The sequence below is a fragment of the Streptomyces sp. NBC_00631 genome (genome assembly GCF_045206895.1).
In the GTDB taxonomy this organism is placed as follows: Bacteria; Actinomycetota; Actinomycetes; order Streptomycetales; family Streptomycetaceae; genus Streptomyces.
In genome coordinates this window covers 5,903,604-5,928,841 of sequence record NZ_CP107734.1, presented here as the reverse complement: position 1 = coordinate 5,928,841, position 25,238 = coordinate 5,903,604, and the positions used below count along the sequence as shown (strand labels likewise).

General features: G+C 70.2%; 22 protein-coding genes. 14 read left to right on the top strand and 8 right to left on the bottom strand.

The window, feature by feature from the left end; all coding sequences use genetic code 11:
• The first annotated feature begins 110 nt into the window (after positions 1-110).
• Both OHB00_RS27185 and OHB00_RS27180 read left to right on the top strand, forming a co-directional pair.
• Positions 111-1,367: a sensor histidine kinase gene (locus OHB00_RS27185; protein ID WP_406438385.1), complete on the top strand. Its 1,257-nt coding sequence runs from the start codon at positions 111-113 to the stop codon at positions 1,365-1,367.
• Positions 1,364-2,065, top strand: a complete 702-nt coding sequence (locus OHB00_RS27180; RefSeq protein WP_406438383.1) for a response regulator — start codon at positions 1,364-1,366, stop codon at positions 2,063-2,065. Before OHB00_RS27185 ends, OHB00_RS27180 begins: the two co-directional genes overlap by 4 nt.
• 7 nt (positions 2,066-2,072) lie before the next feature.
• Here the strand turns inward: OHB00_RS27180 and OHB00_RS27175 are convergent, their stop codons facing one another.
• Positions 2,073-2,411 (bottom strand): DUF4333 domain-containing protein, encoded by a 339-nt coding sequence (locus OHB00_RS27175; protein ID WP_406438381.1) that lies wholly within the window; start codon positions 2,409-2,411, stop codon positions 2,073-2,075.
• A gap of 430 nt (positions 2,412-2,841) precedes the next feature.
• Between OHB00_RS27175 and OHB00_RS27170 the strand changes: the two genes are divergently transcribed.
• Both OHB00_RS27170 and OHB00_RS27165 read left to right on the top strand, forming a co-directional pair.
• Entirely contained in the window at positions 2,842-3,462 is a 621-nt protein-coding gene (locus OHB00_RS27170) for an RNA polymerase sigma factor (RefSeq protein ID WP_406438379.1), read from the top strand.
• Complete coding sequence (locus OHB00_RS27165; protein ID WP_406438377.1) at positions 3,459-4,427, top strand: hypothetical protein; 969 nt, start codon at positions 3,459-3,461, stop codon at positions 4,425-4,427. The genes OHB00_RS27170 and OHB00_RS27165 overlap by 4 nt, the downstream gene beginning before the upstream one ends.
• Positions 4,428-4,780: 353 nt before the next feature.
• On the opposite strand, the gene OHB00_RS27160 is transcribed toward OHB00_RS27165, so the two are convergent.
• Positions 4,781-5,824: a LacI family DNA-binding transcriptional regulator gene (locus OHB00_RS27160; protein WP_406438376.1), complete on the bottom strand. Its 1,044-nt coding sequence runs from the start codon at positions 5,822-5,824 to the stop codon at positions 4,781-4,783.
• A gap of 603 nt (positions 5,825-6,427) precedes the next feature.
• On the opposite strand from OHB00_RS27160, the gene OHB00_RS27155 reads away from it, so the two are divergent.
• The 9 genes from OHB00_RS27155 to OHB00_RS27115 all read left to right on the top strand — a co-directional run bounded on the left by OHB00_RS27155 (position 6,428) and on the right by OHB00_RS27115 (position 17,887).
• Positions 6,428-7,780, top strand: coding sequence for an ABC transporter substrate-binding protein (locus OHB00_RS27155; RefSeq protein WP_406438374.1), 1,353 nt, complete (start codon positions 6,428-6,430; stop codon positions 7,778-7,780).
• 97 nt (positions 7,781-7,877) lie between these two features.
• Positions 7,878-8,861 carry a carbohydrate ABC transporter permease gene (locus OHB00_RS27150; RefSeq protein ID WP_406438372.1) on the top strand — a complete coding sequence of 328 codons (984 nt, stop codon included), beginning with the start codon at positions 7,878-7,880 and terminating at the stop codon, positions 8,859-8,861.
• The gene (locus tag OHB00_RS27145) at positions 8,858-9,760 is read left to right on the top strand and encodes a carbohydrate ABC transporter permease (RefSeq protein ID WP_406438370.1); all 903 of its coding nucleotides are present in this window, start codon (positions 8,858-8,860) and stop codon (positions 9,758-9,760) included. Before OHB00_RS27150 ends, OHB00_RS27145 begins: the two co-directional genes overlap by 4 nt.
• Before the next feature lie 56 nt (positions 9,761-9,816).
• Positions 9,817-11,337, top strand: a complete 1,521-nt coding sequence (locus tag OHB00_RS27140) for an alpha-N-arabinofuranosidase (protein ID WP_406438368.1) — start codon at positions 9,817-9,819, stop codon at positions 11,335-11,337.
• Positions 11,338-11,432: 95 nt separating this feature from the next.
• Positions 11,433-13,478 carry an RICIN domain-containing protein gene (locus OHB00_RS27135; RefSeq protein WP_406438366.1) on the top strand — a complete coding sequence of 682 codons (2,046 nt, stop codon included), beginning with the start codon at positions 11,433-11,435 and terminating at the stop codon, positions 13,476-13,478.
• Between the two features lie 95 nt (positions 13,479-13,573).
• Positions 13,574-15,238 (top strand): ribulokinase, encoded by a 1,665-nt coding sequence (gene araB / locus OHB00_RS27130; protein WP_406438364.1) that lies wholly within the window; start codon positions 13,574-13,576, stop codon positions 15,236-15,238.
• Positions 15,239-15,249: 11 nt separating this feature from the next.
• Positions 15,250-16,767, top strand: coding sequence for an L-arabinose isomerase (gene araA / locus OHB00_RS27125; RefSeq protein ID WP_406438362.1), 1,518 nt, complete (start codon positions 15,250-15,252; stop codon positions 16,765-16,767).
• A gap of 14 nt (positions 16,768-16,781) precedes the next feature.
• Entirely contained in the window at positions 16,782-17,507 is a 726-nt protein-coding gene (gene araD / locus OHB00_RS27120; protein ID WP_406438360.1) for an L-ribulose-5-phosphate 4-epimerase AraD, read from the top strand.
• Positions 17,504-17,887, top strand: coding sequence for a VOC family protein (locus OHB00_RS27115; RefSeq protein ID WP_406438358.1), 384 nt, complete (start codon positions 17,504-17,506; stop codon positions 17,885-17,887). Before araD ends, OHB00_RS27115 begins: the two co-directional genes overlap by 4 nt.
• Positions 17,888-18,082: 195 nt before the next feature.
• Here OHB00_RS27115 and OHB00_RS27110 read toward each other — a convergent pair whose 3' ends face one another.
• Positions 18,083-18,961: a helix-turn-helix domain-containing protein gene (locus tag OHB00_RS27110; RefSeq protein WP_406438357.1), complete on the bottom strand. Its 879-nt coding sequence runs from the start codon at positions 18,959-18,961 to the stop codon at positions 18,083-18,085.
• A gap of 195 nt (positions 18,962-19,156) precedes the next feature.
• Between OHB00_RS27110 and OHB00_RS27105 the strand changes: the two genes are divergently transcribed.
• A complete protein-coding gene (locus OHB00_RS27105; protein ID WP_406438355.1) occupies positions 19,157-20,080 on the top strand; it encodes an alpha/beta hydrolase in 924 nt (307 codons plus the stop codon).
• Between the two features lie 385 nt (positions 20,081-20,465).
• On the opposite strand, the gene OHB00_RS27100 is transcribed toward OHB00_RS27105, so the two are convergent.
• From OHB00_RS27100 to OHB00_RS27080, 5 genes are all read right to left on the bottom strand, one after another.
• Positions 20,466-20,648, bottom strand: coding sequence for a hypothetical protein (locus tag OHB00_RS27100; RefSeq protein ID WP_406438353.1), 183 nt, complete (start codon positions 20,646-20,648; stop codon positions 20,466-20,468).
• A 132-nt stretch (positions 20,649-20,780) separates the two neighbouring features.
• A complete protein-coding gene (locus OHB00_RS27095; protein ID WP_406438351.1) occupies positions 20,781-22,265 on the bottom strand; it encodes an MFS transporter in 1,485 nt (494 codons plus the stop codon).
• 87 nt (positions 22,266-22,352) lie between these two features.
• A complete protein-coding gene (locus OHB00_RS27090) occupies positions 22,353-23,396 on the bottom strand; it encodes a zinc-binding dehydrogenase (protein ID WP_406438349.1) in 1,044 nt (347 codons plus the stop codon).
• Between the two features lie 55 nt (positions 23,397-23,451).
• Positions 23,452-24,213, bottom strand: coding sequence for an SDR family NAD(P)-dependent oxidoreductase (locus tag OHB00_RS27085; RefSeq protein ID WP_406438347.1), 762 nt, complete (start codon positions 24,211-24,213; stop codon positions 23,452-23,454).
• Between the two features lie 253 nt (positions 24,214-24,466).
• Positions 24,467-24,820 (bottom strand): hypothetical protein, encoded by a 354-nt coding sequence (locus OHB00_RS27080; RefSeq protein ID WP_406438345.1) that lies wholly within the window; start codon positions 24,818-24,820, stop codon positions 24,467-24,469.
• Positions 24,821-25,238: the final 418 nt, after the last annotated feature.

Below are 25,238 nucleotides of genomic sequence, written 5' to 3'. Positions count from 1 at the left end.
ACATCCGCGCCCGGTACGGCCCGTCGCCTCGGCCGGCCGACCGGTTGGGAGCCACCGCGTCGTCCTTTTGGCCGAGGCCGCTCGGCGGGGCCGCCCCTACGCTGCGAGATGTGCGAGACGCGAGAGACACAGACGATCACACCCCGAACTCCCCGCTGCCCCACCGCACCGCCCTCACCGCACTGGGGGTGCTCATGGCGCTGTTGTGGGTCGTCGACGTGGCCGGCGTCGCGTCCGATGCCGGACTCGAAGGCGGCAGCGCATGGTTGAGGCCGGCCCCGGGCCTCGTGGCGGCCGTCGCACTGCTGCTGCCGGGCAGACGTCTCGCGCCGGCCTGGGGCGCGGTGGCCGCGGTGCTCGTCTCCTGGACGGTGACGCTGCTCCTCTTCACGTCCGTGAAGCCGTGGCTGATCGCCGACTGGGGTGTGCTGGAGACGCTGTGTCTGCTGCTCCTGCTGGTGCGCACCGCGAGGGACACACCGCAGCCCTGGCTGGCCGCCACGCTGGGCACCGCACTCGCCTCCGCCGTGATCGCGGCACCGATGCGGATGCATGGCAGCGGCAACATCTACTTCTCCTTCCTCCTGATCTTCTTCACGGGCGGTGCCGTAGGCATCGGCTCCTACCTCCGCGGCCTCGACGACCGCAGAAGCCGTGCCGTCGCCGAGACGCGTCAGAACGAACGCCTGGAACTCGCCCGCGAACTGCACGACTTCGTCGCCCACCACGTCACGGGCATCGTCGTCCAGGCCCAGGCGGCCCGTACGGTCCGCGAGATCGCACCCGAGCAGGTGGAGCCGCTGCTGCGGGGCATCGAGCAGGCCGGGGGCGAGACCCTGCAGTCGATGCGCAAGCTGGTGCGCGTGCTGCGCGACGACACCACACGGGCGGTGCGGCCGGGGGAGCTGTACGCCGAACTGGGTGAACTGGTCGCCACGTTCTCCGAACGCGACGTCCCCGCCACCCTCCAGGTCGCGGCCGAGGCCCGGCAGGCGCGGCCGGCCCCCGAGGTGGAGACCTCCGTGCGGAACGTCGTGCGCGAGGCACTGACGAACGTACGCCGTCACGCGCCGGGATCACCGTCCGTCTCCGTGCGGGTCGCGCTGTCGTACGACGACGGCGGCGGCGATGTCGACCGTGCGGCTGCCCGGCGGCTTCGGGTCGAAGTGCACAACGCACCACCACCGCGGCAGGCGGCACCGAACGCCGAACCTCTCGGCGGGCGCGGCGGCCTCGGCCTCATCGGGCTGACCGAACGCGCCGAGGCGGTCGGCGGCACGCTCCACGCGAGCCGGGCCGAGGACGGCGGCTGGAGGCTGACGGCGGAATTCCCGGTGAGAGGGGCTGTGGCAGGATCCCCCGCATGACCAACGCCAGCGGATCAAGCGCGTCAGGCGGATCAAGCGGATCAGCGATACGGGTCCTGATCGCCGACGACCAGGAAATGGTGCGCACGGGCTTCCGGTTGATCCTCCAGACACAGCCTGGCATCGAGGTCGTGGGCGAGTCGGCCGACGGCGCGGAGTGCGTGGAGATGGCCAGGAAGCTGCGCCCCGACGTGTGCCTGGTCGACATTCGGATGCCGAAACTCGACGGGCTGGAAGTGACCCGGCTGCTCGCGGGCCCGAGGGCCGTCGACCCGCTGCGCGTGGTGGTCGTGACCACCTTCGACCAGGACGACTACGTGTACGGGGCGTTGAGCAACGGTGCCTGCGGGTTCCTGTTGAAGGACGCGGGCCCCGGACTGCTGGTGGAGGCCGTCCGCGCGGCGGCGCGCGGCGACGCGCTGATCTCCCCCTCCGTGACCGTACGGCTCCTGAAGCGGATCGGCGAGCAGCGGCCCGCCGCCGACGAGGTGTCTTCCGGCCCGCTGACGGAACGGGAGTTGGATGTGGCCCGGCTGGTCGCCGACGGACGGACCAATCAGGAGCTCTGCGCCGAGCTCTGCGTCTCACTCTCCACCGTCAAGTCCCATCTGACCAACATCCAGACCAAGTTGGGGGTACGGAACCGCGTGGAGATCGCCGCCTGGGCATGGCGCCGCGGCGTGGTCGGCGACCGCTGAACCCTGCTTACTTCTCCAGGCCGTAGTCGAAGCTCACCCGGTCGCCGTTCACCCCGGTCACGGAGATCAGCATCGTCTTCGTCTCGCCCTTGAAGACGGCGGTGCACTTCACGGTGTAGTCCATCTTCGCGTGCAGCCCGCTCGGACAGCTCACGGACTGCGGGCCGTCCTGGACGAAGGGGATGCCGTAGTTCTCCTTGGCCAGCCTCTCGACCTCCGCGCGCGAAACCGTGTGATCCGCTCCCCCCGCGGTGGCGACCGACGAGTTGTCGAAGACGTTCCACGCCGTCACCACGCCTGCCGCCAGTACGGCAGCCGCTGCCAGGGCTATGACGATGCGCTTCATGGGGTGCTCCTTCGATTCCCGTGACGGCCGGACCCTACCGGCTGCTCCCCTCAGAGATTCCTCTCCCGCTAGCTCAACTGCCTCGGCACAACGGCCGGTTGTGACCCCCCGGACCCGGCCGAAAGGACGACGGCCGAGCAGCAGGCAGGATTCGTGACGGCAGTCCCGCCGTCAAGCGTGAGTTGGCCTCATCGAAGGTGGGCCGCGGCTGTCGGTATGCGGTCTGTCGGCACCACGTGGCGGCGGTGTCCGCCCGGACCGCTGGGTTCAGAGTGCCCGCACGGGGCATCGCCGTCAGCGGCGACCCGCGCCGGCGAAAGACGGGGCCACTCCGACGGGGAGCCGCTCTGGCAAGGGGTGCGAACGGATCCGCGACTTGATGACAAGTACAGGGTGAGACCGTCGTCCGGCGGTCGGAGACGGAGATTCCGTGAAACCGGATACCCGGCAACACGAGAAACGCGGCGACGGCGCCCCCGACCGTGACGTCGGCAGCGACGCCCAGCTGACACGGTCGGCGGCAGGGGACGCGGCGGCGTTCACCCCGCTGGTGGAGGCGTACTCGCCCGCCCTGCACGGCTACTTCGCCCGGCGCGTGCCCGGCGCGGCGGACGATCTGCTGGCCGAGGCGTGGTTGCAGGCGTTCGCCGCGCGGCGCACGTTCGACCCCGCGCGCGGCTCGGCGCGGGGCTGGCTGTTCGGGGTGGCCCGCAACGTACTGGCCCAGCACCTGCGGCGGGCGGGGCGGCAGGAGGCCGTACCGGGAGTGGAGATCACCGATCCCTGGCAAGCGGTGGACCAGCGGCTCGACGCGGCCGCGCTGGCTCCCGCGCTGCGCCGGGCGCTGGCCGAACTGCCCGTCGAGGAGCGGGAGGTGCTGCTGCTCGTCAGCTGGGAGCAGCTCACCCCCGCCGAGGCGGCCGCCGCCGTGGGCATCCCGGCGGGCACCGCCCGCTCGCGGCTGCACCGGGCACGGGGCCGGCTGCGCGACCGGCTCACACCGACGCGCCCCGCCGGACGGCACCTGAGCGTGACGGGAGACATGGCATGAGTACGTACGACGACGTGGAGCGGACCGGCATGAGCACGCAGGACGTGGAGGAGACCGGCATGACCGAGCGGGCGGTGTTGCTGGACTTCCCCGGCGCCGATGAACTGGTGGCCGCAGGGCGGGTCGAGCCACCGTCGGCACAGGCGCTGGCCAGGGCGCTGGAGGGGATCGAGGCGGCGGTGGCCGTGCAGGAGGCCGGGCACGCCGCCCAGCGCGAGCGGGGCGCCGTGGTGACCGCACCGCTGCGGGGGATGTCGGGGCGCCGCCGGGTCCTCGTCGGCCTGTTCACCGCCGCCGCGGTCGCGGTCGGCGCGGTGACGTACGCGAACACCGGTGAGACACCCACGGACACGGGCACGCGGAGCGAGGCCCGCGCGGACACCGCGTCCGTCTTCCTCGACGACGTCGCCACGGTGGCCGCCACCCGGTCGGTCTCCTCGGGGAAGTACTGGAAGACGCACCTGACGGTCGGCGACTCGTACCTCTCGCAGTCCATGGACTTCTACGTCGTCAACGACGGCAAGGCGTACAAGAAGGGGCGCCGGCCCGACTGGCAGCTGGGGCCGAAGGACCTCGACTGGAAGTCCCTGGACCAGCTGACCACGGACCCGGCGAAGCTGCTCCAGCTGCTCCGGACTCCGCCGAGGCCCGACAGCATCTCCCCCTTCGACCAGGCGGTCACCCTGCTCGGCGAGTCCCCGGCGAGCCCGAAGCTGCGGGCAGGGCTGTTCAAGGCGATGGCTGGACTGAAGGGCGTCAAGCTCGTCGGGACCGTCAAGGACAGCACCGGGCGCGGCGGCACCGCCCTGGAGTTCGCGGAGGCCAAGAGCGTCGGCCGGGTGATCGTCGACCCGAAGACGAGCTCCATTCTGGAGTACACCTTCACGTGGACGGCGGGAGCCAGCAAGGGCAAGGTCACCCATCAGACGTACCTGTCGGTGGGCTTCACGGACAAGATCGGCTGACACCGGACCGGCGGGGCGATCCTCGAAACGGCCGTCGTTCTTCTGGCCGAGGCTCGGGGGTCGCTACCGGCCGTTGTGCCGAGGCAGTCGCGCAGGGCGGGAGAGGAAGCTCTGCGGAGAAGAGCCGGCAGGCACCGGGTGGTGCATCCGAGCACCTCCTGGGCGACTGCCCTGCCTGGAGGGCACGCAGAGGGCGCGCCACCACCAAATCGGACCAGACAACACCCCAAACCCCAGGCCACTGACCTGGGGTTTCTCTCTGGAGCGGGTGACGAGAACCGAGCGCGGTCGTAGGCGCCGTCGTCGACCGGGGCCGGTGCGCGAAGTACCGGCCTCCGCATCCGCCCCCATGCTCATGATCCGTCAGCTGCCGCCGCCTGTCGGCCGATGGTGCTGGCTCGTGGGATCAGCCGGTGCGGCGCCCGGATCTCCATGCCCGGGACGGGGGTCGAGCTGCCGATCCGCTTGAGCAGTCGCTCCACCGCCGTCTCCGCGATCACCCTCTTGTCCGGGGAGACCGTGGTGACGGAAGGGTTGGAGTAGCGGCCGTCCTCGATGTCGTCGTAACCGACGACGGCGACGTCCTCGGGGACGCGCAGTCCGCGGGAGGCCAGGGTGTGCAGAGCGCCCAGGGCGACCAGGTCGCTGTAGCAGAAGACCGCGTCGGGCGGTTCCTCCAGGTCGAGCAGGTGGGCCATGGCCGTCGCGCCGTCGGCGCGGTTGAAGCGTGGGGTGGAGACGACCAGTTCCTCGCGGACGGGCAGACCGGCCCGCTCGTGGGCCAACCGGTAGCCCCGGGTGCGCAGTTGGGCCGCCTCGCCGGTGCGGTAGGGCTGGTCGCCGATCGCGGCGACGTGGCGTCGGCCGAGGCCGAGCAGGTGCTCGGTCGCCTCCAGGGAGGCGGCGACGTCGTCGATGCCGATGTGGTCGAAACTGCCGTCGCTGACCCGCTCGCCGAGCACGACGAGCGGCAGGCTCGGGTCGCGTTCGGTCAGGTCGGACTGGGCGAGGCCGAGAGGGCTGAAGATGACGCCGTCGAAGAGCAGGTGCTGGGAGCCGCGGCTGAGGAACAGCTTCTCGTGCTCGGCGTCGCCGTCCGTCTGGTCGATCAGGACGTTGTAGCCCTGTACGCGGGCCGCGCGGATGATGCCCTGCAGCAGTTCGGCGAAGTACGGCGTGTCCAGGTACGGCACCACCACGGCGATCTGGCCCGAGCGCCCTGCGGCGAGGTTGCGGGCCAGGACGTTGGGCCGGTAACCGAGCTTGTCCACGGCCTGCTGAACCCGGAGGCGGGTGGCCTCGGCGACGGGCGCGTAGCCGTTGACCACGTTGGAGACGGTCCGGCTGGAGACGCCGGCGAGCTCCGCGACGTCGCGGAGTGTGACGCCCTTTGCCATATGCCACCTTCATCCCGGATGTCGGTTTCAGCGCTGAAATTTTCCTCGAAGAGGCCCCCTGCGCCTCTTGCAGCGCGGCAACTTCTCGGTTAACACTTTTGCAGCGCTGCAGAGCGTAGCAGAAGGGCCTGATCCGGTCGGATCAAGTGCCCAGGGACCGTGACGTCGCCGCGCCACGGACCGGATCCCCGAGAGCGATCACGGGGATGAACAGTAGGAGCCGCAGTGGGACCAGCAACCTCACACGGGCCGGGAGCCGCACCCCGTCCTGACCGGGCATCACTCTTTACTCACCGCGGTCTGAGCCGCTGCCCGGCGCACCCGCCGCGCTGATCACCGAGCCGTCTCTCCCCCCTCACCGACGTCACGCACGCCCACCCTCCCGCGTCGACCGACGTCCGCCCGCCGGCATCCGTAGGCGGGCAACCCCCTGAGCGCTTCGCGCCTGAAGCGCCCGCCCTTCACCCGAGCCGGCGTGCCCGCACGCCCTCGCCCCCTTCACCGCCTTCACGCCGGTCCTCCGTATGCCCGGCGCGCCTCCCCGCACCCCCGCACCTCCCGTACTCCGTCCTGCCCTCGGGCACCACACCCAGGAGATCGCTCATGTCGTCCAGCAGAAAGCCCCAGCTCCGTTCCGTCCGGCGGACCGCGGTCGCGGCGACCTCCGCCGCCCTCGCCGGTGTGCTCCTCGCGGCCTGCGGCGGCGGGGGCGGCAGCGCCGGCGGCGCGCAGAGCGGCCCCGTGCACATCAAGGTGTGGGCCTGGTACCCGCAGTTCAAGCAGATCGTGGCCCAGTTCAACAAGACCCACAAGGACGTCCAGGTCGACTGGGTGCAGGCCGGCGTCGGCCAGGACGAGTACACCAAACTGAAGACCGCGCTGAAGGCCGGCCAGGGCGCCCCGGACGTCGTCATGCTGGAGTTCCAGGAGCTGCCCACCATCCAGCTCACCAAGGGCCTGCTCGACATGGGCAAGTACGGCGCGAACGCCGACAAGGGCAACTACGTGTCCTGGGCCTGGAACCAGGCCTCCGACGGCGACCACGTCTACGCCATCCCGGTCGACGGCGGCCCGATGGCGATGATGTACCGGGCCGACCTCTTCAAGAAGTACGGCCTGAAGGTCCCGACGACCTGGGCGGAGTACAAGGAGGAGGCGGCCAAGCTGCACAAGGCCGACCCCAGCGCCTACATGACCGACTTCGGCAGCGACGAGACGGCCGCCGGCTGGCGCCAGGGCCTCACGTGGCAGGCCGGCTCCCGCCCCTACACCTACTCGGCGAGCAAGCTGCCGAACATCGGGGTGAAGCTCAACGACGACAACGCCAAGAAGGTGTACGAGTACTGGGGCGACCTGGTCAAGAACAAGCTGGTCGACACCGCCTCATACGCCACCACCGACTTCTACAACGGCCTCAGCACCGGCAAGTACGCCACCTACATCGCGGCCGGCTGGGGCCCGGGCTACCTCTCCAGCGTCGCCGCGAAGACCTCCGGCAAGTGGCGCGTCGCCCCGCTGCCGCAGTGGACGGCCGGCGACAACGCCCAGGGCGACTGGGGCGGTTCGAGCTTCTCGGTGACCTCGCAGACCAAGCACCCCAAGGAGGCCACCGAGGTCGCCCGGGAGCTGTTCGGCACCTCCCAGGCGGCCTGGAAGATCGGCATCGACCAGGCCTACCTCTTCCCGCTGTCCAGCCCGATCCTCAACGGGGCGTACTTCAAGTCCAAGAAGTACGACTTCTTCGGCGGCCAGCAGATCAACTCGGTGTTCGTGCCCGCCGCGAACGGCATCTCGACCTTCGACTGGAGCCCGTTCCAGGACTACGCCTACAACACCGACACCAGTGAGGTGGGCAAGGCCCTCCAGGGCCAGACCGCCTGGTCGTCCGTCAACGACAACGTCCAGCAGCAGGTGACCTCCTACGCGAGCAAGCAGGGATTCAAGGTCAGCAAGTAACCGGCCCGAGTCCCGACTCCCCACCGCCCCCGCCGGCGCACCCGCGCCCGACAGCTCCGCCGCCGGCGGGGGCCCGCACCACGCGCAAGGAGAAGTGATGAGCCTGCTCCGACAGCAGGGATCCACCGCGACGGCACCGCCACGTGCCGTCCCCGCGAGGGGACTTCGCACTCCCGTGGCGGGCCGGCGCCCCGGCGGGCTGTCCGCCCGCACCCGGCACAAGGGCATGGGCCTGCTGCTGGTCAGCCCGTTCCTCCTGCTCTTCCTGGCCTTTCTGGTGGCCCCGCTGGCTTACGCCTTCTGGCTGAGCCTGAGGACCTCCACCCTGGTCGGCGGCGACCACTTCAGCTGGTTCGCCAACTACCAGCAGACCTTCACCGACCCGCAGTTCCTGTCCGGCGTGCGCAGAGTCGTCGTCTTCGGTGTGGTCCAGATCCCGCTGATGCTCGGCCTCGCTCTGCTGGGCGCGCTGATCATCGACGAGGTGACCAGCAGGCTCGCCAGGGTCTTCCGGATGACGCTGTTCATGCCGTACGCCGTGCCCGCGGTGATCGGCGCCCTGATGTGGGGCTTCCTCTACAGCCCGACCTTCGGCCCGGTGAACTCGATCAGCAACTCGCTCGGCCTCGGCAAGGTAGACCTCCTGTCGCACGGTCTGATGCTGACCTCGCTCGGCAACATCGTGACCTGGCAGTGGACCGGCTACAACATGATCGTCCTGTACGCCGCCCTGCAGGGCCTGCCCCGCGAGGTCTACGAGGCGGCGAAGCTCGACGGCGCCGGCCAGCTCCAGACGGCCCTGCGCATCAAGATCCCGATGATCTCCTCGGCACTGGTGCTCACCCTGATGTTCACCCTCATCGGCACCCTGCAGTTCTTCACCGAACCGCGGGTCCTGGAGCACAGCGCCTCCTCGGTGATCACGCCGGACTACACGCCGAACCTGTACGCCTACAACCTGGCGTTCCAGTACTCGGAGTTCAACTACTCCGCCGCCATCTCCTTCTCCCTCGGAGCGGTGGTCTTCATCGGCTCCTACTTCTTCCTGTTCGCCACGCGCAAGAGGAGCGGACTGAAGTGACCACCGTCGCCGCACCCGCCGTAACCGCCGCCCCGGCCACCGGCCGTCGCCCGTCCGCCGCCCGTGGACGCGTCACCGTCAACGTGGTGATGGTGGCGATGATCCTGTACTTCCTGCTGCCGTTCTGGTGGCTGGTCGTCGCCGCCACCAAGGGCAACGACGCGCTGTTCTCCACCGCCGCCCTCTGGTTCCACTCGCCGGGCTCCTTCTTCACCAACCTCCAGCAGCTGTTCACGTACAACGACGGCGAGTACCTGCGCTGGATGGGCAACACCGCGATCTACGCCGGTGTCAGCGGCGTCGGTGCCACCGCCGTGGCGACCCTCGCGGGCTACGCCTTCGCCAAGTACCGCTTCCCCGGCCGCAACCTGCTCTTCTCCAGCCTCCTCGGCGCCATCATGGTGCCCGCCACCACGCTGGCCATCCCCACCTATCTGCTGCTGAGCAAGGTGGCGCTGACCAACACCATGTGGGCGGTCATCCTGCCCCAACTGCTCAACCCCTTCGGCGTCTACCTCGTACGGGTCTACGTCCAGGAGTCCCTGCCGGACGAGCTGCTGGAGGCGGCCCGCATGGACGGGGCCGGCGAGCTGCGCGTGCTGTGGTCGGTGGCACTGCCGACCCTGAAGCCGGCGCTCGTCACCGTGCTGCTGTTCTCCATGGTCGGCACCTGGAACAACTTCTTCCTGCCGTTGGTGATGCTCAACAACGACAAGCTGTTCCCGCTCACCGTCGGCCTGCAGTCCTGGTACGAGGGGGCGATGATCCAGTCCGGCGCCAACGCGCTGTTCACCCTGGTCATCGCGGGTTCCCTGGTGGCGATCCTGCCGCTGATCGTCACCTTCCTGCTCCTCCAGCGGTACTGGCGAGGCGGTCTGACCGTCGGAAGCCTCAAGTGACCTGACGGGCCCGCCCGTTCTCCCCTCTTCTTCGCGCACCTCCCGGAGCGACCTTCATGCTGCACGCCTCCCTGACCGTCGACCCCGCCTTCCGCGTCGCCGACGTGAGTCCCCGTACCTTCGGCTCGTTCGTCGAGCACATGGGCCGCTGCGTCTACACCGGCATCTACGAGCCCGGCCATCCCCTCGCCGACGAGGACGGCCTGCGCCGTGACGTCCTGGACCTGGTGCGCGAGCTGGGCGTGACCGCCGTGCGCTATCCCGGCGGCAACTTCGTCTCCGGCTTCCGCTGGGAGGACAGCGTCGGCCCGGTGGCCGAACGGCCCACCCGTCTCGACCTGGCCTGGCACAGCACCGAGACCAACGCGTTTGGCCTGCACGAGTTCCACCGCTGGGCCGAGAAGGCCGGCGTGGAGCCGATGATGGCCCTCAACCTCGGCACCCGGGGCGTCGCCGAGGCCCTGGACCTGCTGGAGTACTGCAACCACCCGGGCGGCACCGCCTGGTCCGACCAGCGGATCAAGAACGGCGCCCCCGACCCCTTCGGCATCCGCATGTGGTGCCTGGGCAACGAGATGGACGGCCCCTGGCAGACCGGCCACAAGACCGCCCAGGAGTACGGCCGTATCGCCGCCGAAGCCGCCCGGGCCATGCGCATGATCGACCCGAAGCTCGAACTGGTCGCGTGCGGCAGCTCCAGCTCCGCGATGCCGACCTTCGGCGCCTGGGAGGCCACGGTCCTGGAGGAGGCGTACGACCAGGTCGACTACATCTCCTGCCACGCCTACTACGAGGAACTCGACGGCGACCTCGGCAGCTTCCTGGCCTCCGGTGTCGACATGGACCACTTCGTCGACTCGGTGGTCGCCACCGCCGACCACATCCGGGCCAAGCTGCGCCGCAAGAAGCGGATCAACCTCTCCTTCGACGAGTGGAACGTCTGGTACAACTCCCGGTTCGAGGCGGCGGAGAAGCCCACCGAGTGGGCCGTCGCCCCGCGCGTGATCGAGGACGAGTACAACGTCGCCGACGCCGTCGTCGTCGGCGGACTGCTGATCAGCCTGCTGCGGCACAGCGACCGCGTCACCGCCGCCTGCCTCGCCCAGCTCGTCAACGTCATCGCCCCCATCCGCAGCGAGGCCGGCGGCCCCAGCTGGCGGCAGACCACCTTCCACCCCTTCGCCCAGGCCGCCCGGCACGCCCGCGGCACGGTCCTGCGCGTGGAGCCGGTGGCGCCGACGTATGAGACGAAACGTTTCGGCGAGGTCTCCGTCGTCGACGCAGTGGCCACGCACCTCGCGGAGGCGGACGGCGCCGACGAGCTCACCGTCTTCGCCGTCAACCGGCACCAGAGCGAGGACGTCGAACTCGCCCTCGACCTGCGGGCGTTCCCCGGCTACACGCCGGTCGAGCACTCGGTGCTGAGCGACCCCGACATCCGCGCGACCAACACCCAGGACGACCCCGACCGGGTACGGCCGTACACCGCCGGCACCGGTTCCGTCACCGACGGCCGCCTCACCGCGAGCCTGCCGCCGGTCTCCTGGAACGTCATCCGGCTGCGCCGCGCCGGCTGACCCACCCCCTCGGACACCCGCCGTTCCTTGTTCTCCCTGAAGAACGGCGGGCCCCGCACCACCCCCTCTTCCCGGACATTCCTTGGGAGCCGCCCATGTCCACCACCAGGGAAGGCGCCAGACTCCGCGCCGTACCCCGCACCCAGGCGATCACCCTGCTGCTGGCCCTGCTCGCAGCCGCCGTCGCCCTCGTCCTCCCCGCCGCCGGCCAGGCGCACGCCATCTCGCGCGCCTCGCAGACGATGTACACCCCGCCGTCGAACGCCCCGTCGCCCGGCTCGCTCTACCCGCGCGCCGTGCGCCTGCAGTACAGCGGTTCGTCCAACGGCACCCTGCTGGCCACGTTCGAGCAGTACAGCTCGGGCACCCCGGTCTTCCCGATCTACCGCAGCACCGACAACGGCAACAGCTGGACGCAGATCTCCAGCATCACCGACACGCACAACGGCTTCGGCATGCGCTACCAGCCGTTCCTCTACGAACTCCCCACCGCCGTCGGCAACTTCCCGGCCGGCACGATCCTCGCCGCCGGCAACTCCATCCCCGGCGACCTTTCCTCGACCGAGCTGGACCTGTACGCCAGCACCGACCACGGCACCAGCTGGTCCTACGTGAGCACCATCGCCACCGGCGGCAAGGCCGACCCCACCAACGGCCAGACGCCCGTGTGGGAGCCGTTCCTGATGGTCTCCGGCTCCAAGCTGATCGTGTACTACTCCGACCAGCGTGACCCCAACAACGGCCAGAAGATCGTGCACCAGGTCAGCACGGACGGCCTGACCTGGGGCTCCGTGGTGAACGACGTCGCCACCTCGACCTACGGCGACCGCCCGGGCATGCCGGTGGTCGCGAAGCTCCCCAACGGCAACTACGTGATGACGTACGAGTTCTGGGGCGCCCCCGAGGGCGGCTTCGCCGTCTACTACAAGATCTCCTCCGACCCGGAGGCCTTCGGCTCGGCGACCGGCATCGCCCTCAAGGCGACCGACGGAACGGTGCCCACCAGCTCCCCGTACATCACCTGGCTGCCGACCGGCGGCGCCAACGGCACCCTGGTGGTCAGCGCCAACAGCACCGACGACCTGTTCCTGAACACGCAGAACGGCGCGTCCGGCCAGTGGACGCGCGTCGCCTCCACCGTCCCGGGCGGCTACAGCCGCGGCCTGCTCCCGCTGGCCGACGGCCACAGCCTGCTGGTCCTCAGCGGCGGCCACCTGACCAGCACCGGCCTCAACCCGGTCAGCTACGGCACGATCGACCTGGGCGGCGGCATCTCGGACGGGGCCACCTACACCATGTCCAACGCCAACAGCCATCTGATGCTGGCCATCGCGGGCGGCTCGACGACCAACGGCGTCAACGCCACCCAGCAGAACGCCGACAACGCCACCGACCAGCAGTGGAAGTTCGTCCAGCAGACGTCCGGCTACTTCAAGATCTTCAACGTGGCCAGCGGCAAGGTCCTGGGCGTGCAGAACCAGTCCACCGCCAACGGCGCCAAGGTCCTGCAGTGGGACGACAACGGCACCCTCGACCACGAGTGGGCGATCGCCCCGAACCCGGCGGGCGGCTTCACGGCCACCAACCGGATCAGCAGCAAGTTCCTGGAGATCCCCAGCGCCTCCACCACCGTCGGCACCGCAGCCGGGCAGTGGTCCGACACCGGCTGCGCCTGCCAGCGCTGGAACCTCACCCAGACCGCGCTGCCCACCCTGTCCACCGGCCAGTACCGGCTGGTCAACAAGAACAGCGGCAAGTTCCTGGAGATCCCCGGCGCCTCCACCACGGCGGGCAAGCAGGCCGGCCAGTGGGTGAACACCGCCAACAACTGCCAGCTGTGGACGTTCCAGTCGCAGAGCGGCGGGGCGTGGACCGTGAAGAACGTCAACAGCGGTCTGTTCCTCGACAACAACGGCTCGACCTCGTCGGGGGCGGCGGTCGTCCAGAACTCGTCGTCGGGCGCGAGCTCCCAGAAGTGGACGCTCACGGACGCGGGAGGCGGCTACTTCAAGCTCGTCAACTCCGCGAGCGGCCTGGTCGCGGACGTCGCGTCCGCCTCCACCGCCAACGGCGCGCTGATCGTCCAGTCGGCGGACAACGGCGCCGATGACGAACTGTGGCAGGTCGTGCGGGTCAACTGACCCGCCAGGGGGCCCGGCCGCGGCCGGGCCCCCACCCTTCTGTCCAGCATCCCGAACGATGACTGTCATACCGAACGAGAGAGGTGGGTCGCCCCGTGTCTGAAGAACCCTGTGTCGTGGGCGTCGACTTCGGCACCCTGTCCGGCCGTGCCGTGGTGGTACGGGTCAGCGACGGCGCGGAACTGGCGTCGGCGGAGCACGTCTACCCCCACGCCGTCCTCGACCGGACGCTGCCCGACGGCACCCGGCTGCCCCCCGACTGGGCCCTCCAGGTCCCCTCGGACTACATCGACGTACTCCGCAACGCCGTACCCGAGGCTCTCGCCCGCGCCGGGGTGCGGCCGGAGCACGTCATCGGCATCGGCACCGACTTCACCGCCTGCACGGTGCTGCCGGTCCTCGCCGACGGCACGCCGCTGTGCGAACTGTCCGGCCTGGAGAACCGTCCGCACGCCTACGTCAAGCTGTGGCGCCACCACGCCGCCCAGGGCCAGGCCGACCGGATCAACGCGCTGGCCGCCGAGATGAAGGAGCCGTGGCTGGAGCGGTACGGCGGGAAGATCTCCTCGGAGTGGGAGTTCGCCAAGGCCCTCCAGGTGCTGGAGGAGGACCCCGAGATCTACCGGCGCACCGAGCGGTGGCTGGAGGCGGCCGACTGGATCGTGTGGCGGCTGTGCGGGACGTACGTCCGCAACGCCTGCACGGCGGGCTACAAGGGCCAGTACCAGGACGGGAGTTACCCCTCGTCCGAGTATCTGGCGGCGCTGCACCCGGACTTCACCGGCTTCGTGACCGACAAGCTGGACCACCCGATCGGCCAACTGGGCGACGCAGCAGGGGCGTTGACGGCCGAGGCGGCCGCCTGGACCGGGCTGCCGGAGGGCATCACCGTCTGCGTCGGCAACGTGGACGCCCATGTCACCGCCCCGGCGGCGGTCGCCGTGGAACCCGGCCGGATGGTCGCCATCATGGGCACCTCCACCTGCCACGTGATGAGCTCCGACCAGCAGGGTGCCGTGCCCGGCATGTGCGGGGTCGTGGACGGCGGCATCCTCCCCGGGCTCTGGGGCTACGAGGCCGGGCAGAGCGGCGTCGGCGACATCTTCGGCTGGTTCGTCCGCACGGGCCTGCCCGCCGAGTACGCGGAGCGCGCCGCCGCGGCCGGCCAGACCCCGCACGAGTACCTGACCGCCCTCGCGGCCGGGCAGAAAGTGGGCGAACACGGCCTCCTCGCCCTCGACTGGCACAGCGGCAACCGGTCCGTCCTGGTCGACCACGACCTCAGCGGCCTGCTGATCGGCCAGACGCTCTCCACGCGCCCGGAGGACGTCTACCGCGCCCTGCTGGAGGCCACCGCCTTCGGCACCCGCACCATCATCGACGCCTTCGAGTCCGCCGCCGTACCGGTGACGGAACTGATCATCGCGGGCGGCCTGACGAAGAACGCCCTGCTCATGCAGATCTACGCCGACGTCACCCGCCGCCCCCTGAGCATCATCGGCTCCACCCAGGGCCCGGCCCTCGGCGCCGCGATGCACGCCGCCGTCGCCGCCGGGGCGTACCAGGACATCCGCACCGCGGCCCACGCCATGGGCAAGGTCCACCGCCGGGTCTACCTGCCGGACCCGCAGCGAGCGGCGGCCTACGAGCGCCTCTACGCCGAATACCGCACCCTGCACGACTACTTCGGCCGCGGCACCAACGACGTCATGCACCGCCTGCGCCGCATCCGCACGGAAGCCTCACTGCCTTCTTCGTGAAAGGAACCCTCATGACCACTTCCGAAAGGCCCTACGACAGCCAGGAGATCTGGTTCCTCACCGGAAGCCAGGGCCTGTACGGCGACGATGTGCTGCGCCAGGTCGCCGACCAGTCCCGCAGCATCTCCGAGACCCTCGGCCGCCCCGGGAAGGTCCCGGTCAGGATCGTGTGGAAGCCGGTCCTGACCGATGCCGAGTCGATCCGCCGGATGTGCCAGGAGGCGAGCGCCTCCGACGCCTGCGTGGGCGTGATCGTCTGGATGCACACCTTCTCCCCTGCGAAGATGTGGATCGCCGGACTCAGTGCCCTGGACCGGCCGTTGCTGCACCTGCACACCCAGTACAACCTGTCGCTGCCCTGGCCGAGCATCGACATGGACTTCATGAACCTCAACCAGGCCGCTCACGGCGACCGGGAGTTCGGGCACATCGAGTCCCGCGTCGGCGTCGACCGCAAGATCGTCGCCGGTCACGCGACCGACCCGAGGGTGATCGGGCGCGTCGCCGCCTGGGCCCGGGCCGCCGTCGGCCGCCACGCCTCGCGCACGCTGCGGCTCGCCCGCTTCGGCGACAACATGCGCGACGTCGCGGTCACCGAGGGCGACAAGGTGGAGGCCCAGCTGCGGTTCGGCTTCTCCGTGAACACCTATGCCGTCAACGACCTGGTCGCCGTGGTCGACGACGTCGAGGACAAGGCGGCCGCCGAACTCGCCGACGAGTACGTCCAGTCGTACGACGTCGTCCCGGCCCTGCGCCCCGGCGGCATCCGCCACGACTCGCTGCTCTACGCCGCCCGCCTCGAACTCGGCCTGCGCGCCTTCCTCACCGACGGCGGCTTCACCGCCTTCACCACCAACTTCGAGGACCTCGGCGGCCTGCGCCAGCTCCCCGGCCTGGCCGTGCAGCGGCTGATGGCCGACGGCTACGGCTTCGGTGGCGAGGGCGACTGGAAGACCTCCGCGCTGCTGCGCACGATGAAGGTCATGGGCGCGGGGCTGCCCGGCGGCACCACGTTCATGGAGGACTACACCTACCACCTCGGCCCCGGCACCCCGCGTGTCCTCGGCGCCCACATGCTGGAGGTCTGCCCCTCGGTGGCCTCCGGCCGCCCCAGCTGCGAGATCCACCCCCTGTCCATCGGCGGCCGCGAGGACCCGGTCCGCCTGGTCTTCAACGCCTCCGAAGGGCCCGCCGTGGTCGTCGGCCTCTCCGACCTCGGCGACCGCTTCCGCCTCACCGCCAACGCCGTCGACGTCGTCGCCCCCAGCGAACCCCTGCGCCGCCTGCCGGTCGCCCGGGCCGTGTGGAAGCCACGTCCGTCCCTGGCGGAGTCGGCGGAGAGCTGGCTGCTGGCCGGCGCCCCGCACCACACCGTGCTCAGCTCGGCGGTCGACGTCGAGACCCTGACCGACTACGCCTCCATGACCGGCGTCGAGCTGCTCACCATCGACGAGAACACCGCCACCGAGCAGTTCGCCAAGGAAATCCGCTGGAACGCCGCCTACCACCGCCTCGCCCAGGCCCTGTGACGAAGGAGACCACGATGACCACAGTTGTCCGGGAGGGCCTGCGCCAGGAGGTACTGGAGGCGAACCTTGCCATCCCCCAGGTCGGCCTGGCGACCCTGACCTGGGGAAACGTCAGCGGGGTCGACCGCGAGGCGGGCGTGTTCGTCATCAAGCCCTCCGGGGTCCCCTACGAGGCCCTCACCATCGACGACCTGGTGACGGTCCGCCTGTCCGACGGCGCGGTGGTCGGGGGCCACCTGCGCCCGTCCACCGACACCGAGACCCATCGCTGCCTGTACCTGGCGTTCCCGTCCCTCGGCGGCGTGACCCACACCCACTCCACCCACGCGGTCGCCTTCGCCCAGGCCCGCCGGGACATCCCCGTCCTCGGCACCACCCACGCCGACACCTTCAACGGCCCCGTGCCCGTCACCCGCGACCTCACGAAGGAGGAGTGCGCGAAGGACTACGAGTACAACACCGGCCACGTGATCGTGGACCTCCTCGACGGCGACGACCGGCGGGCCGTCGAGGTCCCCGCCGCCCTCGTCGCGGGACACGGCCCCTTCACCTGGGGCGCCACCGCTCGCAAGTCCCTGGAACACGCGATCATCTGCGAGGCCGTCGCCGACATCGCCCTGCACACCATGTCCCTCTCACCGACGAGTCCGCCCCCTCCCCACCTCCTGAACCGCCACTACACCCGCAAGCACGGCCCCGACGCCTACTACGGCAATCCGGCCGCCCCGGTGACACGGTGACGCACAGAAGCCGCGTATACGCCGTACTGATCGACACACCCCAGGCCGAGGCCGGCCGGGCAGCGGACTTCTGGTCGGCCGCTCTCGGTGCGACCGCCCGACCGTTTCCGCCGGCACCGCAGTTCACCACGCTCCACCAGGCCCTGCCAGGGCTGATCACCGCAGTCCAGGCGGTCGACGACGCACCTCGTATCCACCTCGACATCGAGACCGACGACGTCGAATCGGAAACCGCGCGCTTGATCGCCCTGGGCGCCGAGCAGGTTTCGCAGTGGCAGGAGTGCCGCGTGCTGCGAGTCCCTGGCGGTCATCTGCTGTGCGTCCTGCCTGTGGAGAGCGACACCGACACTTTCCGGGCACAGGCCAACGTTTGGCCATGACGAGCACTCGCGCGGTCTCGGGCGACCTGCCCCTCACCCCCAGGTCGGCCGAGACGGGCGAGGAGATCGTGGTTCAGAGGGCGGGGACGAGGGGGCGGGGACGAGGGGGCGCCGGTCGGGGGTGGTCGTGTGCTGCTGCGCGCCGACGTTGCCCGGAGCTCCGGCGAGGGGCGAGATCTTCGTGTGCCCATGCGGTCATCGCGTCCGGTCTCCCGTCCGGTCGGCGCCCGGTTGCCGGGTGGTCCATGAGGTGAGGATGCGCAGCGCGTCGTGGGAGGGGCTGCCGGGTTCCGCGGTCAGGATCATCAGTCGCTGTCCGGAGCCGTCGGGGCTGGTCCAGGTATCGCAGTCGAGGGTGAGGTCGCCCACCAGGTGGTGGCGGTAGTGCTTGGTGCCGTAACTGTCGCTGCTGACGCGGTGTTCGGCCCACCAGGTGCGGAAGTCGGGGTCCTGGAGGGACAGTTCGCCGACGAGCTGGGCGAGGTCGGGATCGTCGGGGTCGGCCGCGGCCTCCATGCGCAGCGCGGCGACGGCTTCCCGGGCGTCGTGGGCCCAGTCCCGGTGCAACTGCCGGACCACAGGGTTCGTGAACAGCAGCCGCAGGTAGTTGCGCCGGTTCGCCGGGAGGGCGGCGAAGTCGGTGTAGAGGGCTGTGGCGGCGGGGTTCCAGGCCAGGACGTCCAGGCGTTTGCCGAGGACGAGCGCGGGTGTTTCGGTGAGCTGGTCGAGCAGACGTCGCATGGCCGGACGCGGCCGTTGGGCGGGGCGGCGGCGGCGCGGGTGGGCGTCGCTTCGGCCGGCGAGTTCGTAGAGGTACTTCTGCTGGTCGTCATCGAGGCGCAGGGCGCGTGCCAGGGTGGTCAGCACGGGTACGGATGCCCGGACGCGGCCCTGTTCCAGTCGCGTGTAGTAGTCCACGCTGATGGCGGCGAGCTGCGCGGCCTCCTCGCGGCGCAGTCCGGCGACTCTGCGAGTGGCGTCCGTCTCGGGAAGACCGCACTCCTGCGGTGTCAGTTGGGCACGGCGGGCCTTGAGGAAGGCGCCCAGCGCCCGGGAGTCGGAGTCTGCAGTCATGCCCTCAAGTGTCGTCGCGCCGCGATGGCCCCGGCACATGTGTGAGGGGGCAAGTTCTTTCCCAGGCAGAAACCTGGCTCTCCCGCTCGTGCGGAGACTGACAGAACGTGGATGTGCGCCCGGCAGGGTGCGGGCCCCAGGTCCGCCGCGCCGGTGCGTTACGACACGTCATCACTGTCTCAGGGAGAGTTCCTCATGGCACGGACCACCGTCAGCTTCGACAGCGCCGGCATCCCGCTCGCCGCCCACCTCTACACCCCCGACACGCCGGCGTCGGGTCCGCGCCCGGCGCTCGTGGTCGGTCACCCCGGCACCAGCGTGAAGGAACAGACCTCCGGCACATACGCGCGGCGGATGGCCGAGCGCGGGTTCGTCACCCTCGCCTTCGACGCCGCCTACCAGGGCGAGTCCGGCGGCCTGCCCCGTGGCCTGGAGGACCCCGCCCAGCGGGTGGAGGACTTCAAGGCCGCCGTCTCCTACCTCACCACCCGCGACGACGTCGACGCCGACCGGATCGGTCTGCTGGGCATCTGCGCCTCCGGCAGCTATTCGCTGGCCGCCACCGGCGGCGACCACCGCGTCAAGGCCGTGGCCACCGTGTCCACCGCCGAGCCCGCCCGTCAGTTCCGTCTCGGCGCCGATGGCACCCAGGACCCGGCCGTCTTCCAGACCCTGCTGGACGCCGCCGCCGCAGCCCGCAGCGCGGCCGCCCGCGGCGATGACCCCGGCGCGATGACCATGTTCCCGGAGACCGCCGAGCAGGCCCGCGCGCTCGGCGGCCAGCACGGCGTCGAAGGCTTCGAGTACTACTGCACCCCGCGCGGCCGGCACGAACGCTCCGCGAAGACCCTCGCCTGGGAGAGCATCGACCGGATGGCCTTCCACGACGCCTTCTCCGCCGTCCCGCTGATCGGCCCCCGCCCCATCCTCCAGATCATCGGCGAACGCGCCGTCACCGCCTGGATGGCCATCGAGGCCCACCAGCGCGCCGCCGGCCCCAAGGAGATCCACTGGATCAAGGGCGCCAGCCACGTCGACCTCTACGACAAGAAGGAGTACACCGACCCCGCCATCGACAAGCTCACCGACTTCTACACCACTCACCTCACCACCGTCTGACGAGCACTCCGCGACGGGTAAGGGCCTTGAGGACGCACGATCTGCGCGCCCTCTCCATGGGAGTCGCCCTAGCGGCGTCCTTCTGACTCAAACTCGACGAGCGCTTCGCAAAGGGCTCACGAGTCGTCGAGTGCGCAGCGACGGCAACCGCAACGCCTGCCAGGCATGGGAGTCGGCCGGTGCCAAGAACGTCGTCCGCGTCCGGAGGTCGCTTGGAGCGGCCTGCGCAACCCGGGCCTGCTCGGGGTGGACTCCGCCAAGTGGGCCGCGTTCGGGCGGTCGGCCGACCCGAAACGGCACAACGCCGGCGCCACCGCCCCGGACGTGGACCGGCCGGAGCTGGGCTGCTTCGGTGGTGGCGGTGATGGTGTGTCTCCTCCATGAGTCAGGCATGCCGACTGCGGCTCCGGAGGAGACCACTGCCCGCGCCGAGGGCTACGACGCCCATGCCGACGCCGGTGAGGATGCCTCGGCTGCCGTCGACGGCGAAGGGTGCGACCGCGGCGACGGTGAGGTTGAACAGGAACAGGAACCACAGGACGGGACGGGAGGAGAGGAGCGCCTTCATGGGACTTTCCTTTCGGGAAACTGCTTGTCTGCCTGAGTGCCGAGACGTACTGGCGGCGGCACTGGAGCCGTGCGTTCGGTGGTGAGTGGCCGGGCGAGCGGCTGCGACGACGCGGAGTCGGTGTTCGCGTGCCTAGACATTGGCCTCGGTGAACTTCGCGGCGTCCGTCGGGCCGCCGGCGGCCGGTGCCTCCTGGGCGGTGGTTTGCCGGCGTGGGATGAAGGAGGCGATGACGAAGGCGAGGAGGGCCGCGCCCGCTCCGATGCCCATGACCACCTTGAAGCCGTTCTCGGCGGGCAGCGGGTGGCCGCCGAAGTCGGTGGTCATCTGGGCGAGGATGACGCCGGCGATGGCGCCGGCGAAGGAGGTGCCGATGGACCGCATGAGGGTGTTGAGACTGTTGGCGGCAGCCGTCTCGGAGGCCGGCACCGCGTCCATGATGAGGGCGGGCATGGCGCCGTAGGCGAAGCCGATGCCGGCGCCGATGGTGCAGGCGATCAGCGTGATGTGCCAGACCTCGGACATCAGCACGAGGCTCAGGCCGTAGCCGGCGGCGACGATGACGGCACCGCACATCAGGGTGATCTTCGGGCCTTTCGCCTTGGTGAGGCGCGCCGACACGGCGGACATCGTCATCATCACCAGGCCCTGCGGCGCCAGGACCAGGCCGACGGCCAGCATGGACTTGCCGAGGCCGTAGCCGGTCGCCTCGGGCAGCTGGAGCACCTGCGGCAGCACCAGGGACATCGCGAACATCGAGAAGCCGATCGCCACCGAGGCCAGGTTGGTGACCAGCACCTGGCGGCGGGCGGTGGTGCGCAGGTCCACCAGTGGCCGGCTGGTGCGCAGTTCGTAGTAGCCCCAGACCGGCAGTACGACGATCGTGGTGGCGAACAGACCGATTGTGGGGGTGCTCGTCCAGCCCCAGTCGCTGCCCTTGGAGACGGCCAGCAGCAGGCAGACCAGGCCGACCGCCATGCCGAAGGCGCCGATCAGGTCGAAGCGCCCGCCGGTGCGGACCTCCGACTCGGGTACGAGGACCAGGACGAGCACGAGGGCGACGGCGCCGAGGGCAGCCGAGGTCCAGAACAGTACGTGCCAGCTGAAGTTGTCGGCGATGAAGGCGGACGAGGGCAGGCCGAGGGCGCCGCCGACACCGAGGGAAGCGCTCATCAGCGCGGTGGCACCGGCCAGCCGCTCGGCGGGCAGCACGTCCCGCATGATGCTGATGCCGAGCGGGATGACACCGGCGGCCAGGCCCTGCAGAGCCCGTCCGGCGATCATCGGGATCACGGAGTCGCTCAGCGCGCAGACGACCGAGCCGGCGATCAGCAGGACGATGCTGACCAGCAGCATGCGGCGTTTGCCGTACATGTCGCCGAGGCGGCCGATCACCGGCGTGGCGACGGCGGCGGCGAGCAGGGTGGCGGTGACCGCCCAGGCGGTGTCCGACGCAGAAGCGTCGAGGAGCCGGGGCAGTTCGGGGACGATCGGGATGACGAGCGTCTGCATCAGCGAGACGACGATGCCGGCGAAGGCCAGCACCACCACCACGGTGTTCGACTTCAGCGGGTCGGAGCGCCCGGCGGCTGAGGGCCGGGCAGGAGCGTCGGACATGAAACGGCCTCCATGGAGAAGAAGAAGGGGAAGAGAGCAGAGGGGGACGTGACGGCGGGAACTCGGTACGTCTTCCGCCGTCCTGGGCTATTCGTCGAAGACGACGACGACCTTCTCCGCGGCGCCCGGCGTCAGCGCGAGCTCGAAGGCGCGGTCGGCCTCGGCGAACGGGACGCGGTGGCTGATCAGTTTTTCGAAGCGCTCGTGGTGCTCCACGATCTCCGGGGTGACCTCGAAGATCTCCGTGGGGTAGCCCTGAGAGGCGACGAGGGTCAGTTCGCTGCGGAGCATGCCGCCCAGATCGATGTCCGAACCCTTCTTCTGTACGGCGACCATGACCAGCTTGGCGCCCCACTTCGCGGAGTCGACGGCGGTCTGGAAGACGGCGGGCGCACCGGCGGCGTCGATGTAGATGTCGGTGCCGGCGCGGGGCTGGCCGAGCGCGTTGGCGGCCTGTCCGTGCAGTTCCGTCAGCCGGGCGGTGACGTCCTCCTCGGCCGGATTGAGAACCGCGTCCGCACCCACGGAGAGCGCGGTGTCCAGCCGGGACGGGATGACGTCGGCGACGACGACGTGCTCGACCCCGCGCAGCTTCAGCCAGATCGCCGCGCCCAGACCGATGGGCCCGGCACCGAAGACGACCACCTTGTCACCGGGCCCCGCCTGGGAGCGGTTGACGGCGTGCCGGGCCACGGCCATCGGCTCGTTGAGCGAGGCGACGGCGAAGGGCACGGTGTCGGGGAAGACCGCGAGGCTCCTGCCGACGACGGCGTTCTCGATGAGGAGGTACTCGCTCATCCCGCCGAACTTCCCGCCGCAGCCGATGATCCCGGTCGGGGCGTCCTGCGGGTTCACGACCACCCGGTCGCCGACCTTGAGGTCCGTCACCTCGGCGCCGACCTCGACGATCTCACCGGCCGGCTCGTGGCCCAGCGGCACGGGGACCATGTCCCCGCCCAGATGCGCCCGGGCCGGCATGCCGCCCATGTGGATGAAGGTGACGTCGGTGCCGCAGATGCCGCCCGCGCGGATCTTCAGCAGCACGTCCTTGGGGCCGGGCGCCGGTCGCTCGACGTCGACCGTCTCGATCTTGCCGACGCCACCGGTCCGTACCGACTTCATCGTGGCCATGGGGATCTCTCTTTCTCGAGCTGCTGGACAGGGGAGTCGTGGGGCAGATGGCTCGTCAGGCGTCGGACCAGCCGTCGTCGACAGGCAGCACGGTGCCGTTGATGTGGGCGGCGGCGTCGGAGGCGAGGAAGACGATGGCGGCGGCCTGCTCCTCGGCGGTGGCGACACGGCTGGTACCGCCGAAACAGGGAGCAAAGATGTTGTGGCCGTGCGTCTTGGCCAGGGCGACGATCGGAAGGTCGGTCCCGGTGCCCCCTGGGGCGATGGCGTTGGCACGGATGCCAACGCCGACGTAGGTCACGGCGAGCGACCTGACCAGACCGATGACGCCGTGCTTGGAGGCGGTGCAGGCGGCCCCGGCGATGCTGCCGCGCAGGCCGGCCTCTGCCGCGGTGAAGACGATCGAGCCGCGCTCCTCGGCCATCATGTGCGGCAGCACCGCGCGGGTCAGCAGGAACGGTGCCGTCAGGTTGACCTCGATGACGCGGTGCCACTCGGCGTCGCCGGTCTCGCTGACGACCGACATCCGGTCCATGATCGCGGCGTTGTGCACGAGGACGTCCACACCCCCGAAGACTTCGACGGCGGTGTCGACGACCTGGTCCACGACCTGCTGGTCGCTGAGGTCGCCGACGACCGCGAGGGCGGTGCCTCCCACCTCCGCGACGGCCTTGGCGGTCTCTTCGGCACCCGCCCGTCTCAGGTCCGCGACCAGCACGTACGCGCCCTCGCGCGCGAACCGGACGGCCGTGGCCCGGCCGGTGCCGGACCCGGCGCCGGTGACGATCACGCTGCGCCCTTCAAGACCGGTGCTCATGGCGAGTGCTCCTTCTCATCCAGCTGGATGTGGGGTGTTCCGTATGCGTAAGGGATGGCCGGTGCGCCCGGCCGCGGTGTCGTCGGTGACTCGGACCCGGTGGCGGACGGGGCACCCCGTCCGCCACCGGGTCCGAGGAGAGCGCCGATCCCCGTCCCCACGGGTGCGGCGCTGCGGGGACGCCTCCGCTCAAGGCGTCCCGGTCTGCTGGTCGGTGAAGGTGTTGCCTGACGTACTGCGGTCAGGACGCGAGTCAGCCGAACTTGCTCTGGTCCGTGCCGTGGCCGATGTGCGCGACGACGAGTCCGGCGGCTGACACCTCGGCGTATTCGGCGGTGTGGTCGTGGAAGCTCTGTCCGGCGTTCGCGTCCTGGCGGGCCTCGACCGTCCACCGGAGCTCAGGGAAGAAGAACCAGTCGTCGAAGTGCCGGTTGACGACCTCGATCGAACGGACGGAGTACTCCTCGTAGCGGGTTTCGAGGTTGGCCCGCAGGTCGTCCCTGGTGTGCCTCTCGGGCAGGATCCCGGAGGACGAAGGTGTACGAGGGGGAGTTGATCTCCGCCATGGGGCGGATTGCCCCCACGGCGGCGTACCGGTGCATGCCACGGTAGGACGCGGCGATCTCGTCGAACGTGGTGACGATGCGCTGGGTCGGAAGTTCCTTGCCCTCCTCGACCGACGGTCTTCGAGGACTGCACCTGCAGGTCCGACGCTACGAGCAGGTCCTCGACCTTTGGTCCGGTCCTTCATGATCTTCCCTTCTGGCGGACGGGGGCCTCGGAGGTGTGGGGGAAAGGGGGAAGGTTTGAGCGAAGAGCCGTACGTCACCGGAGCGGGGCAGAGCTCCGCTCCGGCGGGGAACTCTCCGTCGGGGTGCAGAAGGTGATCGCCGGGTCGGATCCGCTGGCTCGACCGTGCGCGGACCGGCCGACCGGCATGGGGATTCAGGTGACCGCGTGGTCATCGGATCGGCGACGCCGATGAGCCTGTCGCCGGCTTCGCCCGGCCGCCGGTCTTCACCGTC

Excerpts from the sequence above, each read along its gene's own strand:
- OHB00_RS27160 (WP_406438376.1), bottom strand. The coding sequence starts at position 5,824 with ATGGCAAAGGGCGTCACACTCCGCGACGTCGCGGAGCTCGCCGGCGTC.
- OHB00_RS27175 (WP_406438381.1), bottom strand. The coding sequence starts at position 2,411 with ATGAAGCGCATCGTCATAGCCCTGGCAGCGGCTGCCGTACTGGCGGCA.
- OHB00_RS27180 (WP_406438383.1), top strand. The coding sequence starts at position 1,364 with ATGACCAACGCCAGCGGATCAAGCGCGTCAGGCGGATCAAGCGGATCA.
- OHB00_RS27135 (WP_406438366.1), top strand. The coding sequence starts at position 11,433 with ATGTCCACCACCAGGGAAGGCGCCAGACTCCGCGCCGTACCCCGCACC.
- OHB00_RS27090 (WP_406438349.1), bottom strand. The coding sequence starts at position 23,396 with ATGGCCACGATGAAGTCGGTACGGACCGGTGGCGTCGGCAAGATCGAG.
- OHB00_RS27110 (WP_406438357.1), bottom strand. The coding sequence starts at position 18,961 with ATGACTGCAGACTCCGACTCCCGGGCGCTGGGCGCCTTCCTCAAGGCC.
- OHB00_RS27150 (WP_406438372.1), top strand. The coding sequence starts at position 7,878 with ATGAGCCTGCTCCGACAGCAGGGATCCACCGCGACGGCACCGCCACGT.
- araA (WP_406438362.1), top strand. The coding sequence starts at position 15,250 with ATGACCACTTCCGAAAGGCCCTACGACAGCCAGGAGATCTGGTTCCTC.
- OHB00_RS27105 (WP_406438355.1), top strand. The coding sequence starts at position 19,157 with ATGGCACGGACCACCGTCAGCTTCGACAGCGCCGGCATCCCGCTCGCC.
- OHB00_RS27100 (WP_406438353.1), bottom strand. The coding sequence starts at position 20,648 with ATGAAGGCGCTCCTCTCCTCCCGTCCCGTCCTGTGGTTCCTGTTCCTG.
- OHB00_RS27165 (WP_406438377.1), top strand. The coding sequence starts at position 3,459 with ATGAGTACGTACGACGACGTGGAGCGGACCGGCATGAGCACGCAGGAC.
- OHB00_RS27085 (WP_406438347.1), bottom strand. The coding sequence starts at position 24,213 with ATGAGCACCGGTCTTGAAGGGCGCAGCGTGATCGTCACCGGCGCCGGG.
- OHB00_RS27140 (WP_406438368.1), top strand. The coding sequence starts at position 9,817 with ATGCTGCACGCCTCCCTGACCGTCGACCCCGCCTTCCGCGTCGCCGAC.
- OHB00_RS27155 (WP_406438374.1), top strand. The coding sequence starts at position 6,428 with ATGTCGTCCAGCAGAAAGCCCCAGCTCCGTTCCGTCCGGCGGACCGCG.
- OHB00_RS27095 (WP_406438351.1), bottom strand. The coding sequence starts at position 22,265 with ATGTCCGACGCTCCTGCCCGGCCCTCAGCCGCCGGGCGCTCCGACCCG.
- araD (WP_406438360.1), top strand. The coding sequence starts at position 16,782 with ATGACCACAGTTGTCCGGGAGGGCCTGCGCCAGGAGGTACTGGAGGCG.